General features: G+C 71.4%; 13 protein-coding genes and 1 pseudogene. 8 read left to right on the top strand and 6 right to left on the bottom strand.

Annotated features, from left to right (window positions below; all coding sequences use genetic code 11):
• A pseudogene (locus ACWEN3_RS23435) lies at nucleotides 1–197 on the top strand (LLM class flavin-dependent oxidoreductase); the annotation flags it as partial.
• A 268-nt stretch (nucleotides 198–465) separates the two neighbouring features.
• On the opposite strand, the gene ACWEN3_RS23430 reads toward ACWEN3_RS23435, so the two are convergent.
• Genes ACWEN3_RS23430 through ACWEN3_RS23405 form a run of 6 tightly spaced genes read right to left on the bottom strand, consistent with a single transcriptional unit; the run spans nucleotide 466 to nucleotide 7,319 of the window.
• Entirely contained in the window at nucleotides 466–3,207 is a 2,742-nt protein-coding gene (locus tag ACWEN3_RS23430; protein ID WP_452974270.1) for a fumarate reductase/succinate dehydrogenase flavoprotein subunit, read from the bottom strand.
• A 20-nt stretch (nucleotides 3,208–3,227) separates the two neighbouring features.
• Entirely contained in the window at nucleotides 3,228–4,028 is an 801-nt protein-coding gene (locus ACWEN3_RS23425) for an ABC transporter ATP-binding protein (protein WP_452974266.1), read from the bottom strand.
• Nucleotides 4,025–4,894 carry an ABC transporter permease gene (locus ACWEN3_RS23420; protein WP_452974264.1) on the bottom strand — a complete coding sequence of 290 codons (870 nt, stop codon included), beginning with the start codon at nucleotides 4,892–4,894 and terminating at the stop codon, nucleotides 4,025–4,027. The genes ACWEN3_RS23425 and ACWEN3_RS23420 overlap by 4 nt, the downstream gene beginning before the upstream one ends.
• Complete coding sequence (locus tag ACWEN3_RS23415) at nucleotides 4,891–6,237, bottom strand: ABC transporter substrate-binding protein (RefSeq protein ID WP_452974261.1); 1,347 nt, start codon at nucleotides 6,235–6,237, stop codon at nucleotides 4,891–4,893. The genes ACWEN3_RS23420 and ACWEN3_RS23415 overlap by 4 nt, the downstream gene beginning before the upstream one ends.
• Before the next feature lie 15 nt (nucleotides 6,238–6,252).
• The gene (locus tag ACWEN3_RS23410; RefSeq protein WP_390855353.1) at nucleotides 6,253–6,480 is read right to left on the bottom strand and encodes a 4Fe-4S dicluster domain-containing protein; all 228 of its coding nucleotides are present in this window, start codon (nucleotides 6,478–6,480) and stop codon (nucleotides 6,253–6,255) included.
• A gap of 47 nt (nucleotides 6,481–6,527) precedes the next feature.
• Nucleotides 6,528–7,319, bottom strand: a complete 792-nt coding sequence (locus ACWEN3_RS23405) for a GntR family transcriptional regulator (RefSeq protein WP_452974258.1) — start codon at nucleotides 7,317–7,319, stop codon at nucleotides 6,528–6,530.
• 753 nt (nucleotides 7,320–8,072) lie between these two features.
• On the opposite strand from ACWEN3_RS23405, the gene ACWEN3_RS23400 reads away from it, so the two are divergent.
• The 7 genes from ACWEN3_RS23400 (at nucleotide 8,073) to ACWEN3_RS23370 (ending at nucleotide 16,234) form a co-directional block, all read left to right on the top strand.
• On the top strand, nucleotides 8,073–8,837 hold the full coding sequence (locus ACWEN3_RS23400; RefSeq protein ID WP_452974256.1) for a glutathione S-transferase C-terminal domain-containing protein: 765 nt from the start codon (nucleotides 8,073–8,075) through the stop codon (nucleotides 8,835–8,837).
• Nucleotides 8,838–8,956: 119 nt separating this feature from the next.
• A complete protein-coding gene (locus ACWEN3_RS23395) occupies nucleotides 8,957–9,049 on the top strand; it encodes a putative leader peptide (protein WP_452974268.1) in 93 nt (30 codons plus the stop codon).
• A gap of 33 nt (nucleotides 9,050–9,082) precedes the next feature.
• Complete coding sequence (locus ACWEN3_RS23390; protein WP_452974255.1) at nucleotides 9,083–10,285, top strand: LLM class flavin-dependent oxidoreductase; 1,203 nt, start codon at nucleotides 9,083–9,085, stop codon at nucleotides 10,283–10,285.
• 17 nt (nucleotides 10,286–10,302) lie between these two features.
• Nucleotides 10,303–11,730, top strand: coding sequence for an NtaA/DmoA family FMN-dependent monooxygenase (locus ACWEN3_RS23385; RefSeq protein ID WP_452974253.1), 1,428 nt, complete (start codon nucleotides 10,303–10,305; stop codon nucleotides 11,728–11,730).
• Entirely contained in the window at nucleotides 11,727–12,872 is a 1,146-nt protein-coding gene (locus tag ACWEN3_RS23380; protein WP_452974251.1) for an LLM class flavin-dependent oxidoreductase, read from the top strand. The genes ACWEN3_RS23385 and ACWEN3_RS23380 overlap by 4 nt, the downstream gene beginning before the upstream one ends.
• Nucleotides 12,873–12,888: 16 nt before the next feature.
• Nucleotides 12,889–14,016 carry an LLM class flavin-dependent oxidoreductase gene (locus tag ACWEN3_RS23375; RefSeq protein WP_452974249.1) on the top strand — a complete coding sequence of 376 codons (1,128 nt, stop codon included), beginning with the start codon at nucleotides 12,889–12,891 and terminating at the stop codon, nucleotides 14,014–14,016.
• A 403-nt stretch (nucleotides 14,017–14,419) separates the two neighbouring features.
• Nucleotides 14,420–16,234 carry a VWA domain-containing protein gene (locus ACWEN3_RS23370; RefSeq protein ID WP_452974246.1) on the top strand — a complete coding sequence of 605 codons (1,815 nt, stop codon included), beginning with the start codon at nucleotides 14,420–14,422 and terminating at the stop codon, nucleotides 16,232–16,234.
• Nucleotides 16,235–16,495 lie beyond the last annotated feature (261 nt).

Raw genomic sequence — 16,495 nt, 5'->3', positions numbered from 1 at the left:
GGTTCCTTCCCACCAACGGTGACGGCCGCCATGTCGTCGGCGGCGTCCACGGCACCCCGGTCACCGCGACGGCGGTGACCGGCTTCCGAGCATCGGCTACCTCACCCAGAGCGCCCGCGTCGCCGAGGACCTCGGCTTCAGCGGCGCACCGCCCCCACACCGGCGCCTGGTGGGAGGACGCCTGGCTGACCACTGCCGCTCCAACAGGGGTTGCGGCGGCATCCATGCGGCCGGCAGGCAGCACCCTCGGTTCACGTAACCTCCGCCGGCGCGGCAAATCCGCGATGGCCCACGTGATGCCTGAGGCCGCCGAACGCGTCCGGTCGCGCGTGGAACCGCGACGAGCTGTGCGGACTCTCCGCTGCTGGTCGTCCGCCGACGGCGGCCGGCGCCCGCATCGGCCGGAAGCGTCGTCCCGGTGTCCGGAGGCGCACAGCCCGGCTCCTTGTACGTCGCCAGGACGCATCACAGTGCCCGCGCCGCATAGGCCCTGACGTCCGCGTCCGGGTCCGCCGTCACGGTGGTCAGGGCTGATCGGGCGTCCTCGGCGGCACGGTGCCGGCTCAGGGCCAGTACCGCGGCCTTGCGGACGTCGGCGTTGGGGTCGGCTATGGCCTTGGCGAGTGCGGGGACAGCCACGTCGGGGTCCGCGGCGGACAAGGCGGTGGCGGCGCCGGCCCGCACCTGCCAGGCCGGGTCGGACAGGGCTGACTCGGCATGTGTGGCCAGCGGGGTTGGGCAGCCCGCCGTGCCCAGGGCCTCGTAGGCGGCCCCGCGCACCAAGGCGTCGGGGTCGTCGACCAGTTCGGCAAGGGCCGAGCGGACCATCTCCGGGTCCGGACCCGGAGCCATGCCGGCCAGGGCTTTGGCGATCGTGACGCGGACCTCGCGACACGGCTCGGTGGTTGCCGCGCGGGCCACCTCTGCGGTGGCGTTGACCGACACGAGCGCTCGTACGGCCGCGATACGGACGGCGATGTCGGAGTCCGACAGCAAGGTAGCGAACAGGTCGGCGCCACCGAAGCGCAGGCCGCGCAGGACATCCAGTGCGGTGGCACGGACGACGGGATCGGCCTCGGAGAGGGCGGCGGCGAGGCCGTCGCGCAGGGCCGGTTCGGGGACCAGGGTCTCGACCAGTTCGCGCAGCGAGGCGGCCGAGGCAGCGCGGACGCCGGCGTCGGTGTCAGCGAGCGCCGCGGCCAGTGCCGGTCCAGTTCCCGGCGGCACGGTCTCTGTCAGGACGGTGACGGCCGTTCTGCGGACAGCGGGCTCCGGGTCGGTCAAGTAGGGTGCGAGGGCCGCGAGTTCGGGTTCGTCCTCCGCAAGGGCGAGGAGTTCGAGCAGGCGCGGTGTGGCCGCCGCCCCCGTGTCGGTATCGGGGCGGGCGGTTGTACCGGTCACGGTGGGCTCCTGCCGCATCGTCACCCGGGCCACCTCCTGGGACCCTGCGGTCGCAACCGGCTCCGGGTGGACCTCGCCGAGGCGCCGGGAGGGGCCGCCGGCCGGGGCGAAACCGTCGACCGGAACCAGGTAGGGCTCCACGGGACGAGCCGTGAACTCCATCGCATCGGAAGGGGACTTACGCAGATCGAGGTGGTGGAACCAGGACGCGTCGTCACGGTGAGGGTGGTCGAGGCGGTCGTGGTAGAGGCCCCAGCGGGATTCCGTGCGGGCCAGGGAGGCTCGCGCGGCCATCTCCGCGCAGTCGCGGATGAACGTGACCTCCGCGCAGCGCATCAGCTCGTGCGGGGTGCGCGCGCCCATCGCGGCGATGTCGGCGCGCATCCGCTCGAACGCCTCCAGGGCGAGCGACAGCCTTGCGCCGGACTTCGGCGGAGCCACGTAGTCGTTCACGAAGCGGCGCAGCTTGTACTCGACCTGGGGCTGCGGCGGGCCGTCGGGGTTGCGCAGCGGGCGGTAGATCAGCTCGTGCGCCTCGCGCAGTTGTCCGGAGGGAAGTTCCCCTTCGTACGGCGTGTACTGTGCGGCGTCCGCGCCCGCCAGGTCGCCGAAGACGAACGCGCCGATCATGTAGTTGTGCGGGACGCAGGCCAGGTCGCCGGCCGCGTACAGGCGGGGGACGGTCGTGCGGGCGTGGCCGTCGACCCGTACCCCCGAGGCCGAGTGGCCGCCGCACAGGCCGATCTCCGAGATGTGCATCTCGACGTCGTGGGTGCGGTAGTCGTGGCCGCGGCCCGCGTGGAAGGTGCCGCGGGTCGGGCGCTCGGTGGAGTGCAGGATCGACTCCAGGGCCGTGACCGACTCCTCCGGGAGATGGCTCAGCTTCAGGTAGACAGGGCCCCGATCGCTCGCCACCTCCGCCGCGAACTCCGCCATCATCTGACCCGACCAGTAGTCGGAGTCGACGAAGCGTTCCCCGTGCCGGTTGACCTGGTAGCCGCCGAAAGGATTGGCGACGTAGGCGCAGGCCGGCCCGTTGTAATCCTTGATCAGCGGGTTGATCTGGAAGCACTCGATGCCGGTCAGTTCGGCACCGGCGTGGTAGGCCATCGCATAGCCGTCACCCGCGTTGGTCGGGTTCTCGTACGTGCCGTACAGATAGCCGGACGCGGGCAGGCCGAGCCGTCCGCAGGCGCCGGTCGCCAGGATCACCGCGCCGGCGCGGACGACGACGAACGCGCCGGTGCGCGTGTGGAAGCCGACGGCCCCCACGGCCCGCCCGTCGTCGGGAGCCGTCAGCACGCGCACCGGCATCACCCGGTTCTCGATCCGGATCCGCTCGCGCATCTCGCGCCGCCGCAGCTGCCGGTACAGGACCTTCTTCACGTCCTTGCCCTCGGGCATGGGCAGCACGTACGAGCCGGAGCGGTGGACCTGGCGGACCGCGTATTCGCCGTGCTCGTCCTTCTCGAACTTCACCCCGTACGACTCCAGTCGCCGCACCATGGCGAAGCCGCGGGTGGCGGTCTGGCGGACGGTGGTCTGGTCGACGATGCCGTCGTTGGCGCGGGTGATCTCGGCGACGTAGTCGTCGGGTTCGGCACGGCCGGGGATGACCGCGTTGTTGACGCCGTCCATGCCCATGGCGAGCGCGCCGGAGTGGCGGACGTGAGCTTTCTCCAGCAGCAGGACGTCCGCACCGTGCTCGGCGGCGGTCAGCGCCGCCATAGTGCCGGCCGTGCCGCCGCCGATGACGAGGACGTCGCAGGTAAGCTCCTCGGCGTCGGTGAGGGCCGGGGTTTCCAGGGTTTCCACCAGGGTGCCTTTCAAGAACCGAGGGACGTGAGGATGTCGCGCCGCAGGGCGACGCGCGCCGGATCGTCGTGGGCGGCGCGCTCGCGCGGGCGCGGTACGTCCCGTAAGGCTGCGAGCCGGCCCGCGCCCAGCACGGCCACGCGGTCGCCGAGGAACAGGGCCTCGTCCACGTCGTGGGTGACGAAGACGACGGTCGCACCCGTGCCGTGCAGCACCTCCACCAGCAGGTCCTGCATTCCGGACCGGGTCTGGGCGTCCAGAGCACCGAACGGTTCGTCCATCAGAACGGTGCGCGGGCGTCCGGCGAGGGCACGGGCCAACTGCGCGCGCTGACGCTGCCCGCCGGAGACGTGGTGGGGCAACTGGCGGGCGTGCTCGGCGAGGCCGACCCGGGCCAACCACGCCTCGGCCTGCCTGCGGCGTTCGGCGCGCGGCTGGCCGCGGATGGCCAACGGGAGTTCGACGTTGGCGCGCAGGGTACGCCAGGGCAGGAGGGCATCCTCCTGGAAGACCAGGGCTCGCTCGGCGGACGGGCTGGTCAGCGGGTGTTCGTCCGCGGTGAGCTGTCCGGCGAGCGGGGGCAGGAGGCCGGCCAGGGTGCTCAGGAGGGTCGACTTGCCACAGCCGGAGGGGCCGACGACGGTGAGGATCTCGCCGGGCGCGATGTCCAGATCGACCCCGGCCAGGGCGAGGGAGCCGGGACGGCCGAGATCGGCGGCGCGGAGGGCGAGCCGTGCGCCGCCCACGGGCGCGGTCCTCCTCGTATCGGCGGCACCGACCGTGGCCGTCGCCGTCTCAGACGAGGTGCTCATCGCGCGTCTCCTCGGCCTCGGATGCGGTGGATGAGGTGCGTACGGCTGAGGGCTCCGGCCGTGGACCCGTTGCCCTGGGAAACCCGGGGCCGGGCGCCGGGAGCGTACGACGTGCGCGGCAGCCAGCGGGTCAGGCGGCGGCCGAGCAGTTCGACTGCGGTGGAGGTGAGCCAGCCGAGCACGCCGATCGTGACCATCCCGACGAACACGCCGGGGTAGTCGAGCACCGTGTAGTCCTGCCAGGTGCGGTAGCCGACCCCGTACTGACCGGAGATCATCTCGGCGGAGATCAGACAGATCCACGCCACGCCGATGCCCACCGAAAGGCCGCCGAAGATGCCGGGCAGCGCGCCCGGCAGGACGACCGAGCGGAGGATCCGCCACCGGCCGCCGCCCATGGTGCGCACCGCCTCCTCCCACACGGGGGTCAGCGCGCGGACCGCGTGCCGGGTGGAGACCAGGACCGGGAAGAACGCGGCGGCGGAGGTGATGAAAACGATGCCCTGCTCGTCGGAAGGCAGGAGGAGGATCGCCACAGGGACCAGGGCGATCGCCGGGATGGGGCGGACCACCTCCAGCAGCGGGCCCAGCAGGTCCTCGGCGAGACGGGAGCGGGTCACCAGCACACCCCCGGCTACGCCCAGCACGGCGGCGAGCAGGAAACCGGTGAGAATCCGGGTGACGCTGTCGGTGAGGTCCGTCCAGTAGTCGGGTCCCGACAAACGGTCAGCGAAAGCGCGGACGACGTCGGTGACCGTCGGGAACTGCGAGAAGCGCAGCCAGAGGTCGACATGCAGCGTAGTCAGCAGCTGCCACACGCCGAGGGCGACGGCCAGGGACAGCCCGCGCAGCGCGTACCGGGTCATGACGCCCGCTCCAGCGCCTCGGCATACGTGATGACGCGTGCGCCGACGTGACCGTCGACGTACGCCTGTGCGGTCGCCGGGGCGACGAAGGGCAGCAGCTTGGCGCCGTCGGCCACCCAGACCGCCCTGTCGGCGAACCACAGGGTGCCGGTGGTGGCGTCGGGCACGTAGGCGGCGCGGATGCCGTCGGCGTGCTTCGCCACATAGGCCAGCAGGTCGGCGGGCGACGTGTAGGTGCGAGTCGTCCGGGCGCCCTTCGGCCATACCTCGCTCACGGCGGGCGGGGGCGTTGCGGCGAGCCGCCTCGCGTACCCGGCCTCGCCGAGTGCTTTCTTCGCGTACTGGTCGTCGACGAAGGAGTCCACGTCCACGTCGCCGGTCAGCTTGGCGGACTTCAGGATCGACACGTCCTGCTTCAGGGCGGAGACGAGCTGAGGCCTGAGGGCCGGGTCGAAGGTGGAGATGCCCTGGGCGCCGTTGTAAAGGTAGACGACCTCGGCGGGCAGTCCCGTGGCCTGCGCGACCTTCTCGGCGGCGGTGACGGGATGTTCGTTCAGGTAGTCGGTGGCTTGCGCCTGGGCCTTCAGGAACGCCTTCAGCACGGCCGGGCGTGTCTTCGCGAAGTCTTCGCGGGCGGTGACACCGTGGAACGTGGGCAGGTTCAGCTGCGCTCCGTCGTACAGCGCCTTCGCCCTGCCCTGGAAGGCGAGCAGGCCGGGCCAGGCGACGAACTGGGACAGCGCGTCCGTGCGGCCCGCCGTCAGGGCCGAAGCACCCACCGCCGGTTGCTGGTTGAGCTTCTCGATGCCCTTGCCGGGGTCGATGCCGGCGCGCTGCAGGGCCCGTACGAGCGTGCCGTCGGCGGCGGAGCCGACGCTGGTGGACACCCTCTTGCCCGCCAGGTCCCGCAGGGAGGCGAGCTTGGAATCCGGCGCGGTGACGATGGTGTTGAGGCCGCCGCGCAGGTTGTATCCGGTGACGGAGACGAGGTGGGTGGGGCGGCCGAGCTGCTTGCCGCGGGCGGCGTTGATCAGGAGCGGGAAATCGCCCATCGAGCCGATATCGATCTTCCCGGCGGTCATCTGGGCGGTGATGGGGGCACCCGTCGCATAGTCCTGCCAGGCGACCTTGTAGGTGTGACCGTCATGGAGGGAGTCGAGCTCCCGCTCGAAGTAGCCGAGGGAGCGCAGCAGGGTCCCGGCGGTGACCGTGTTGATGGTCTTGGACTGGTAGCCGACGGTGACGTTGACCGTGGAGCGGCTGCCGGCCTCGGCGTCACCGCCGCAGGCGCCGAGCGGGAGCAGCAGGACCACTGCGGATATCGCGACTGCGGTGCGTTTCATGGTTGTTCGGGCCTCTCAACGGAGCAGATAGGGCATGTCGACCGTGACGGCTCCGGTGGGACAGCGGGCCGCGCACGGACCGCAGTACCAGCACTCGTCGACGTGCATGTACGCCTTGCCGCTGCCGGCGTCGATGGCGAGGGAGTCCAGCGGGCACATGTCCACGCAGAGCGTGCAGCCGTCGATGCACTTCGACTCGTCGATGGTCACGGGCACGTCGGCCCGCTGGGGCGCCAAAGGCATGGCTGTCTCCAGGAAGGTTGTCTCTGAAGGTTGTCTCTTCGGGGGCGTCAGACGGAGCGGTGCAGCAAGCCGCTCATCGCGATGCGGTCGCCACGGAAGCGGATGAACTCGAGGTCGACGGGCCGGCCGTCGGCAAGATGCGTGAGACGTTCCAGCATCAGGACAGCCGCGCCCTGCGGGGCCTGCAGCACGGCGGCGGAGTGGGCGTCCGCGTTGACCGCCTCCAGAGTGATCTCGGCGTGGCCGAGAGGCAGACCGCAGGTCGCCTCCAGCAGGCGGAAGACGTCGGTGTTCTCCAGGTCCGCGGCGAGGAGCGCAGTGCCGATGTCGAGGGGGATGTAGGTGAGGTCGAGGGACAGAGGGAGGCCGTTCAGACGTCGCAGGCGCTCGATGTAGAGGACGTCGGAGTCCGACGGCACGTGGAGTCGTTCGGCGACGGGGGCGGGGGCCGGGACGGGCCCCATCGTGCGGACCTCGTTGGTGACCCGGCCGTGTTCGCGGAGGGTTTCCGCAAGGCCCAGCAGGCGGTCGAGGCCGTGGGGGTACTTCCGGGCCACGACCAGGGTGCCGACTCCGGGGTGGCGTTCGACGAGGCCCTCGGTGCGCAGCAGGCCGAGGGCCTGGCGGACGGTGTTGCGGGAGGCGCGGTAGTCGGTGGCGAGGTTCGACTCGTGGGGGAGCGCGCCGTTGGGGAAGGAGCCGGTGAGGAGCTGGCGGCGGAGCAGGTCGGCGAGTTGCCTGGCCCTGTCGGCGCGCAGCCTGCGCCGGCTGCGGTGGGCGGCGACCGTGGTCGCGGCGCCTTGGCCGGCGTGGTCTCGGATGCGGTCGGTGGGCGGCATGGCTCGAACCATAGCTATCCGATAGGAATAGTGGTGTTGCTGGATTGTTGCGCCACCTGACGCCCTGCCGGATGCGTCGCTGAACTGGGTATTCGTCAGACGGATGGGGGCATCTGCCAGTCTCTGCCGGTGCCGGCGGCGAAGCGCCCTCGGGAAGTCGCGTCATCCTCTCATCATGTGAGACGTCGGGTGCGACGCGAGAAGGCCCTCTTGACGGGGCGCCAAGGCCGCCTGACACTCCAGTACAGATTCCCCAGTGGATGGGTAGGAAATGATGGAGCGTCTGGAGTCGTCTGCCGACCGCTTGGTGTGTGCGGGCCGGCCGTCTCTCCTCCTGACCTCCCGCCGCCACATCGATCTCCTGCGCGTCTGCCGCGCGGCGAACGCTCCTCGCTGAACCGGCGGTGCCCACCGGCACCCGTCCCGACGCATACGGGTACACCTCAACGCCCCCGCGCGCCCACCCCCCGGTGCTGCCCGCCGCACCTCTGAGAACCAGAAGCCGGACCCAGGGAGACACATGCCCGCCGCACCCTCGACCACCGTGCCGTCCCGTCCCTCGGTGCCGTCGTTCCGGGGCAGGATCGGCCGTGACGCGAGCAGTGGCTACCACGCTGTGCCGCGCCGTTACCGCCTCCACCTCTCGCTGTCCTGCCCCCACTGTCTGCGGATCGCCATCACCCACAGCCTGCTCGGCCTGGAAGAGGCCCTCCCCGTGGCGCTGCTGCCAGCCGTGCCCGACGGAACCTCCCCGTGGCGCTGCTGCCAGCCGTGCCCGACGGACCCGACGGTGAACACTCCGCTCTGCGCCCGTCGTACGAGACCAGTTCGCACCGGTACTCCGGCCCCACCGCGGCACCGGTGCTGAGCGACGACTGGACGGGGCGGATCGTCAGCACGCACACCCCTGACATCCTGCACGACCTGGCCCGGTACTTCGGCTGTGACCACCCCGACCGGCCCACGCTGTACCCGCCCGGCGCCGGGGCGGAGATCGAGGCCGTCGAGCACCTCTGCGAGTACCGCATCAACGCCGCCGCACAGCACGCCGGACAGGCCGACACCGATGCCGGGGTGCGTCAGACCGCCCTGACATCCCTGCTCCGCGCCCTGGGTTCACTGGAGGGGCGGCTCGCCTTTCAGGACTTCATCCTGGGCGACGAAATGACGGCCGCCGACGTGCAGTTGTGGGTGACCCTGGTGCAGCTCGACACCGTGCACCGACTGCACCTGGACGCCGCCGCGGTGCACCGCATCGCCGAGCATCCACACCTGTGGGCCTACGCACGACGACTCGCCGCCCACCCCGCCTTCGGCCGACACCTCGACCTGAACGGCATCACCCGCAGGCACCATGCCCACTGCCGAGGACTGGAGGCCGCAGGGGCGGCCGTGCAGATCCTGGACTGGCCGGTGCACATCGCGGACGGTGCCGCCGCTCAGCCCTGCCAGGAGCCTCTGGACGGTTTCATGGAACCGCAACACGCTCTCCACCTTCCTCCGTCCGGCACCGCCTAACCTGCGACGACATGGGGCCTGCCATGCCGGAGCGCGGCGAGTCCCGATCCGAGCAGAACAAACAGCTGGAAGAGCGGAGGTGACGGTGTTGTCTCCCGTTTCCCGCGTGCTCGTCCCGGCTGCCGGGGTTCTCGTCGCGCGGCTGCGTCCGCTTGTACTCCCGGCCTCACACCGATCTGCAACGGGTGGCCGGCGCCCTCTGTCGTTCCTGACCTGTTCCGGTCGACCAGGAAGGCACCCTTCTCGTGTCCGCACATCCCCCTCTTCACCTTGCCGTGGCGCTGGACGGCACCGGCTGGCACCCGGCCGCATGGCGTGAGCCGGGCGCCCGGCCCCACGACCTGTTCACTGCCGGTTACTGGGCCGATCTCGTGACCGAGGCCGAACGCGGCCTGCTCGACTTCGTGACGTTCGAGGACCCGCTCGGCCCGCAGTCCTCGCACCTCACGGAGCCGGACGGGCGCACCGACCAGGTGCGGGGCCGGTTGGACGCCGTGCTGGTCGCCGCGCGGGTCGCCCCGCTGACCCGGCACATCGGTCTGGTGCCGACCGTGGTCGCCACCCACACCGAGCCGTTGCACATCTCGAAGGCGATCGCCACCCTGGACTACGTCCGCACCGGTCGCGCGGGCCTGCGCGTCCAGGTGACGGCACGGCAGCACGAGGCCGCGCACTTCGGCCGCCGTACCTTGCCGCCTCTCCGCGCCGAGGACCGGGACACCCCGGCCGGCCGGAACCTGATCGCCGAACTCTTCGAGGAGGCCGCCGACTACATCGAGGTGATGCGCCGTCTGTGGGACAGCTGGGAGGACGACGCGGAGATCCGCGATGTCGCCACCGGGCGCTTCATCGACCGTGACAAGCTGCACTACATCGGCTTCGAGGGCGGGCACTTCAACGTCAGAGGGCCCTCGATCACCCCTCGGCCCCCGCAGGGCCAGCCCGTCGTCAGCGCGCTCGCGCACCAGAGCGTGCCGTACCAACTGGTGGGCCGTTCGGCCGACATCGGTTACGTCACCCCGCACGACAGCGACCAGGCCCGCACCGTCGTCGCCGGGATCCGTGCCGCCCGCGCCGCCGCGGGGCGGGCGGAGGAGCCACTGCACATCTTCGGTGACCTGGAGGTGTTCCTGGACGACGATCCCGCGGCGGCAGAGGACCGCAAGGCTCGCCTGGACGGCCTCGCGGGTCATGCCTACGCCAGCGACGCCGAGGTGTTCACGGGTACGCCCGGACAACTGGCGGACATGCTGCTGGAGTGGCGCCGGGCCGGCCTGAGCGGCTTCCGGCTGCGCCCCGGAGTGATCGGCCACGACCTGGAGCAGATCACACGGGGCCTCGTGCCCGAACTCCAACTCCGAGGCGCTTTCCGCCGCGCCTACGAGGCGGACACCCTACGCGGGCTGCTCGGGCTCACCCGTCCCGCCAACCGCTACGCCGCCGTCTGAGGGGGAGGGGTACTACCATGAGCAAGCCGATCACCGGCACGCCGGCCACGAGCAAGGCGACTTCGGGCAGGCCCCTGAAGCAGATCCATCTCGCGGCCCATTTCCCCGGCGTCAACAACACCACCGTGTGGAGTGACCCGCGGGCGGGCAGTCATATCGAGTTCAGCTCGTTCGCGCACTTCGCACGGACCGCCGAACGAGCCAAGTTCGACTTCCTGTTCCTCGCCGAGGGACTGCGGCTGCGCGAACAGGGCGGCCAGATCTACAACCTGGACGTGGTGGGACGGCCCGACACCTTCACCGTCCTGTCCGCGCTCGCCGCCGTCACCGAACGGCTCGGCCTGACCGGCACCATCAACTCCACCTTCAACGAGCCGTACGAGGTGGCCCGCCAGTTCGCCAGCCTGGACCACCTGTCGGGCGGACGCGCCGCCTGGAACGTGGTCACCTCGTGGGACGCCTTCACCGGCGAGAACTTTCGGCGCGGCGGCTTCCTCCCCCAGGATCAGCGCTATTCCAGGGCCAAGGAGTTCCTGGCCACCGCCACCGAGTTGTTCGATTCCTGGCACGGCGACGAAGTCGTCGCTGATCAGCAGTCCGGCATCTTCCTCAAGGACGCGCAGGCCGGAGCCTTCGTCCATCAAGGACAGCACTTCGACATCGCCGGCCAGTTCAACGTCCCGCGCAGCCCGCAGGGCCGCCCGGTGATCTTCCAGGCAGGCGACTCCGACGAGGGCCGCGAGTTCGCCGCCGCCGGCGCCGAGGCCATCTTCAGCCGTCACAGCACCCTGGAGGCGGGCCGGGCATTCTACACCGACGTCAAGGGACGCCTGGGCCGCCACGGCCGAACCCACGACCAAATGCTGATCCTCCCCGCGGCGACCTTCGTATTGGGCGACATTGACGCCGATGCGCAGGAGCTGGCGCATGAGTTACGACGCCGGCAGGTCAGCGGCCAGATGGCCATCAAGTACCTGGAACATGTCTGGAACCGGGACCTGTCCGCCTACGACCCGGACGGCCCGCTCCCCGACATCGACCCGGCCCCCGGCGAGAACACCATCGCCCGCGGCCGGGCCAGCGTCCGGATGTTCCGCGACCCGCTCGCCGTCGCCCGGCAGTGGCGCGAGCGCGCCGCCGCGGAGAACCTGTCGATCCGCGAGCTGGTCATCGAGACCACCGGCCGCCAGTCGTTTATCGGCTCCCCGGCCACCGTCGCCGAGACGATCAACGCCTTCGTCCAGGCGGACGCCGCCGACGGCTTCATCCTGGTGCCGCACATCACCCCAGGCGGCCTGGACGAGTTCGCCGAGACCGTCGTTCCGCTGCTCCAGGAACGCGGCGTGTTCCGCCACGACTACACGGGCACCACGCTCAGCGACCACCTCGGCCTGGCACACCCCGACGCCCGCGCGGAGGCGGAGACCCGACGGGCGGCGTCGTGAAGTTCCTGGCCATCACTCTCATCGTGCACGCCCCGGATCCGGTGACCGGCGTCAAGAAGTCCACCAACGAGCGCTTCCGCGAGGTGATCGACAACGCGCTGCTGGCCGAGGAGCTCGGATTCGACGGCTTCGGCGTGGGCGAACGCCACGAGCGGCCCTTCATCTCCTCCTCGCCACCGGTCGTACTCAGTCACATCGCCGCGCTGACCTCCCGGATCCGGCTGTTCACCGCCGTCACCACCCTCAGCCTGCTCGACCCGGTACGCGCGTACGAGGACTACGCCACCCTGGACCACCTGTCCGCGGGCCGTCTCGACCTGATCATCGGCAAGGGCAACGGCGCCGCCCAGCGCGAGTTGTTCCACGTCACGCCCGAGGACCAGTGGGACAGCAACGCCGAGAGCTACGAGCTGTTCCGCCGGATCTGGCGGCAGGACAAGGTGAGCGCCTCCCCGCGCTTCCGCCCCGAGCTGACGGACGCCCAGGTCTGGCCCAGACCGCTCCAGCAAGCCATCCGGGTCTGGCACGGCAGCGCGACCAGCCGGGAATCGGTCGACCTCGCCGCCCGCTACGGAGATCCGCTCTCCTCGGCCAACGTCACCCACCCGATCGAGCCGTACGCCGAACTGATCCGCCACTACCGGGAGCGCTGGGAGCACTACGGCCACGATCCGGCTCAGGCCGTCGCCGGAGCAGGGACGGCCGGCTACTACGCGGCCCGCACCTCGCAGGTAGCGATCGCCGCCCCCCGGCCGGTCTTCGAGGGCTATCTCGCGTTCCAGAAGCAGCTGGGAGTCGAGCCGGTGTTCGCCACCCTGGAGGACTTCGTCGAACGCAGCTCGGCGCTGATCGGCAGCCCGCAGCAGGTGATCGACAAGGTGCACCGCGACCACGAGCAGTTCGGACACAGCGTGCTCCATCTGCACGCCGACGCAGGCGGCCTCACCCACGCCCAGCACCGCGCCTCACTCGAACTCTTCCAGTCCGACATCGCCCCCGTTCTACGACGCGACATCCCCGACCCGCCGTTCCCCCGGACTCCGGTCACCGCCGAGCCCGAGCCCGAGCCCGAGCCCGAGCCCGAGCCCGAGCCCGAGTCCGTCTCCGCGCCCGCACCGGCACCCGCGCCCACCGACCGCTGAGGAGCACCACCCGACCATGTCCGGCATCCCTCTCGGGGTCCTCGACCTCGTCCCGATTCCGTCCGGCTCCACCGCCACAGAGGCGCTGCGCAACACCATCGACCTTGCCCAGCAGACCGAGCGGTTCGGCTACACCCGCTACTGGTTCGCCGAGCACCACCTCAACCCGGGCGTGGCCGGGACCTCACCGGCCGTCGTACTGGCGCTGACCGCCTCAGCGACCTCCACGATCAGGATCGGCGCCGGGGCCGTACAGCTCGGTCACCGCACCGCCCTGTCCACCGTCGAGGAGTTCGGACTGATCGACGCCCTGCACCCCGGGCGACTCGACCTCGGCCTCGGCCGCTCGGGCGGACGTCCCCCTGGACAGACGGCAGGGCCCCGGCCGACCACGACCCCCGTCGTCGACGGACGCGCCCCCAACGGTCTGAAGATCCCGCCACGTTTCTCCTTCGAGCACCTGATCCGTTCGCCCCGTTTCCTGCTCCAGCAGCAGCTCCTGCACCAGCCGGGCGCCGGCCCCCAGGGCTACGGCGAGCAGGTCGACGACATCCTCGCGCTCCTGAGCGGCGACTACCGCTCCCCGGACGGGGTCGAAGCACACGCCATCCCGGGCGAGGATGCCGCGGTGCAGGTATGGATCCTCGGCAGCAGCGGCGGACAGAGCGCCGACGTCGCGGGCCGGAACGGCCTGCGTTTCGCGGCCAATTACCACGTCAGCCCGGCCACCGTACTGGAAGCAGCCGAGGGCTACCGCGCCGCCTTCCAGCCGTCCGACCACCTCGACAAGCCCTACGTCAGCGTCTCCGCCGACGTCGTCGTCGCCGAGGACGACGAGACCGCCCGCGAACTGGCCACCGGCTACGGCCCGTGGGTCCGCAGCATCCGCACCGCCGAGGGCGCCATCCCCTTCCCGACCCCGAAGCAGGCCCGCGCTCACACCTGGACCGATGCGGACCGGGCCCTGGTAGCCGACCGTGTCGACACCCAGTTCGTCGGCTCCCCGGGGCACGTCGCCGACCAGCTCGAGCAACTACAGGAGGCCACCGCTGCCGATGAGCTGATCATCACCACCATCACCCACGACCACGCCGACCGGGTGCGCTCCTACCAACTCCTCGCAGAGGAGTGGCAACGCCGATGAGCAGGTCGCGGCCCGGCTCCTGATGCCGAGTGGCCGGCTCGCGACTCTCGCCGGCCCCGGCGCTCAGTCTTTGCTGCATCGTAGTGGTGCGGGTTCGGCCGGTCCGCTTGCTCGGCTTCTGGTGGATTCCCCGGCAGGCCACGAACGTGACTTTCGACCGCTCGCCGGGCTTCCTCGGACCGGCGGGCCAGGAAGCCGTTGGGGCCGCGCAGCGTCCGGACCAGGTCTTCTGCCTTGGTTCGCGCGCTGCGCGAGTGCCTCAGTGGTTCGTCGGGGCTGCCCGGTCACCGCCCTGGCCCTGGGCCGCCAGCTCTAACACCCGCCCCGGGGGCCGGGAACACACCCGGCCCCCGGCCACCCCCCACCACCCGCCAGCCCCTTCCCGGAAAGGGCCCGATCGCCCATGCCTGCACCCACCCACCTTCTGCCCGCACCGCCTGCACTGACCGAGCAGGAATGCGACCTCGCCCGCTGGGCGGACGACGGCGCCCCCCTCTACGAGCCGCGCCCGCGCCCACAGGCCGCGCAGTGGCTGCGGATCTCCGCCGCCCTGGGCGAGCGGCTACCGGAACTGGCCGGACGCGAGGACGTGATCGTCACCTGCGACCACGGCACCCGCTCCGGCGCCCCGGCCGCCTTCTACCCGTCCCTCGCCCAACTGGAGGTCGACGCAGGCCTGTTCACCCCACTCAACCCCGCCACCATCAACCCCGCACGAATGGGGGACGAACTGCGCGACCCGGCCGCCTGGGGAGCCTTCACCCACGAGGCCGCCCACGCCGCCCACAGCCACTGGAGCACACCACCCGCGCTACGCGGCACCGCCCTGGATGCGGCAGCCCAGCTCCTGGAAGAAGCCCGCGTCGAAAAGGCGCACCTGGCCCGCCGCCCCGGCGACCGGGGCTTCCTGCGGGCCGCCGTCCAGACCCTGGTCCTGCCGGACTTCACCGCCCAGACGCCCACCGACCCGTGGCAGGCCGGAGCGGCGGCGGGGCTGATCCTCGCCCGCCGGGACGCAGGCATCCTCGACCCGGACGAAACCCAGCCCCTCGACGAGGCACTGACCACCACCCTCGGCCTCGACCTGCTGAACACCCTCACGGCAATCTGGACGGCCGCCCACGCCACCGCCGACGACGACGCCCAGACGATGCTCGCGCACGCCGAGGCATGGTGCCAGGCCCTCGGAGCCACCCCGGAAGCCCCTGAACCCGCCCCCGACCCCACCGGCCGAAGGGGCGAACTCGCAGACGTGATCGGCAAGATCACCGCAGCGGTGGCGGCCAACGAAGCAGCCCAAGCATCGGCCCAGGCCCGCGCCAATGCCGCCAGTACCTCCCGCGCCCAGGCCAAGGCAGCCCACGCCGCCCACGCCCGCCAGTCCGCCGAGATCGCCAAGAAGGTCTTCACGCCCGGCGCACGACCCTTCACCGCCGAAAGCCAGCGGAGCAAGGCCCGTTACGGCTCCCCGGTGACCGGGACCCGCCCGCCCACCGCCGCAGAGAAGGCAGCGGCGGGACGGCTCGCCCGGGCGTTGCGGGCGGCGGCCTACCGGGAACGGACCGCGACCGTCACCGCCTCGGCGGTCCCGCCCGGACGGCTGAGCATGCGCGGCGCCCTGGCCCGGGACGCGCAGAGGGCGGCGGGCGCCCTCCCCACGGCACAGCCCTGGATCCGCACCCAGCGCCGCCAAGGCCCCACCCCGCCCCTGCGGGTCGGCATCGCGGTCGATGTCTCCGGCTCGATGCACGCCGCCGCAGCCCCGATCGCCTCGGCCGCCTGGATCATCGCGAAGGCCGCCGCGCTGACCGACCCCGACTCGCGATCCGCAACCATCGCCTACCGCAGGGCCCTGACCGCGATCACCGCACCCGGCCGCACCCCCACCCGGGTGACCGAGTTCGACGCCGACGGCGGCGGCCACAGCCTCGCCGAGGCCGCCGACGCCCTGACCGCAGCCCTCGACCTCACCACACCTGGCACGGGCCGCCTGCTGGTGATCGCCTCGGACGGCCACTACGGCTTCGACGAGGCCACCCGCGCAGCCGACCGCATCACCGCCCTCCACACGGCTGGATGCGCGGTCCTGTGGCTCGCCTTCGACACCGACCCCCGCCCCCTGCCCGGCGCCACCCTCCTGCAGCTCACAGACCCGGCCCAGGCCATCACCGCGATCGGCAAGGCCGCCACGACCGCCCTCGCCGCCACCAACCCCTGACCCACCGGGTGCCGCCCCGGCGGATCCGGGGCGGCACCCGCTCAACAACCACCGCTCACCCAACACGACCACGAAAGAGCCACGCACCCATGACGTCACTTGCTCAACGCGCCCACGATGCCGCCGTCTTCATGCGGCACAACACCGCCGTCAGCCCGCACGGCCGCTACCGGGGCGAAGAACACGCCCGCACCGCTGTACGGCTTGCTACTTGTCCTTCAGCTGCCGGTTCTCGTAACCGGTGCAGCTCCAGGACGCGTT

The sequence above is a fragment of the Streptomyces sp. NPDC004561 genome, from assembly GCF_053602155.1.
Note: the sequence above shows the minus strand (reverse complement) of the source record. Positions and strands in the feature narration are given on the sequence as shown.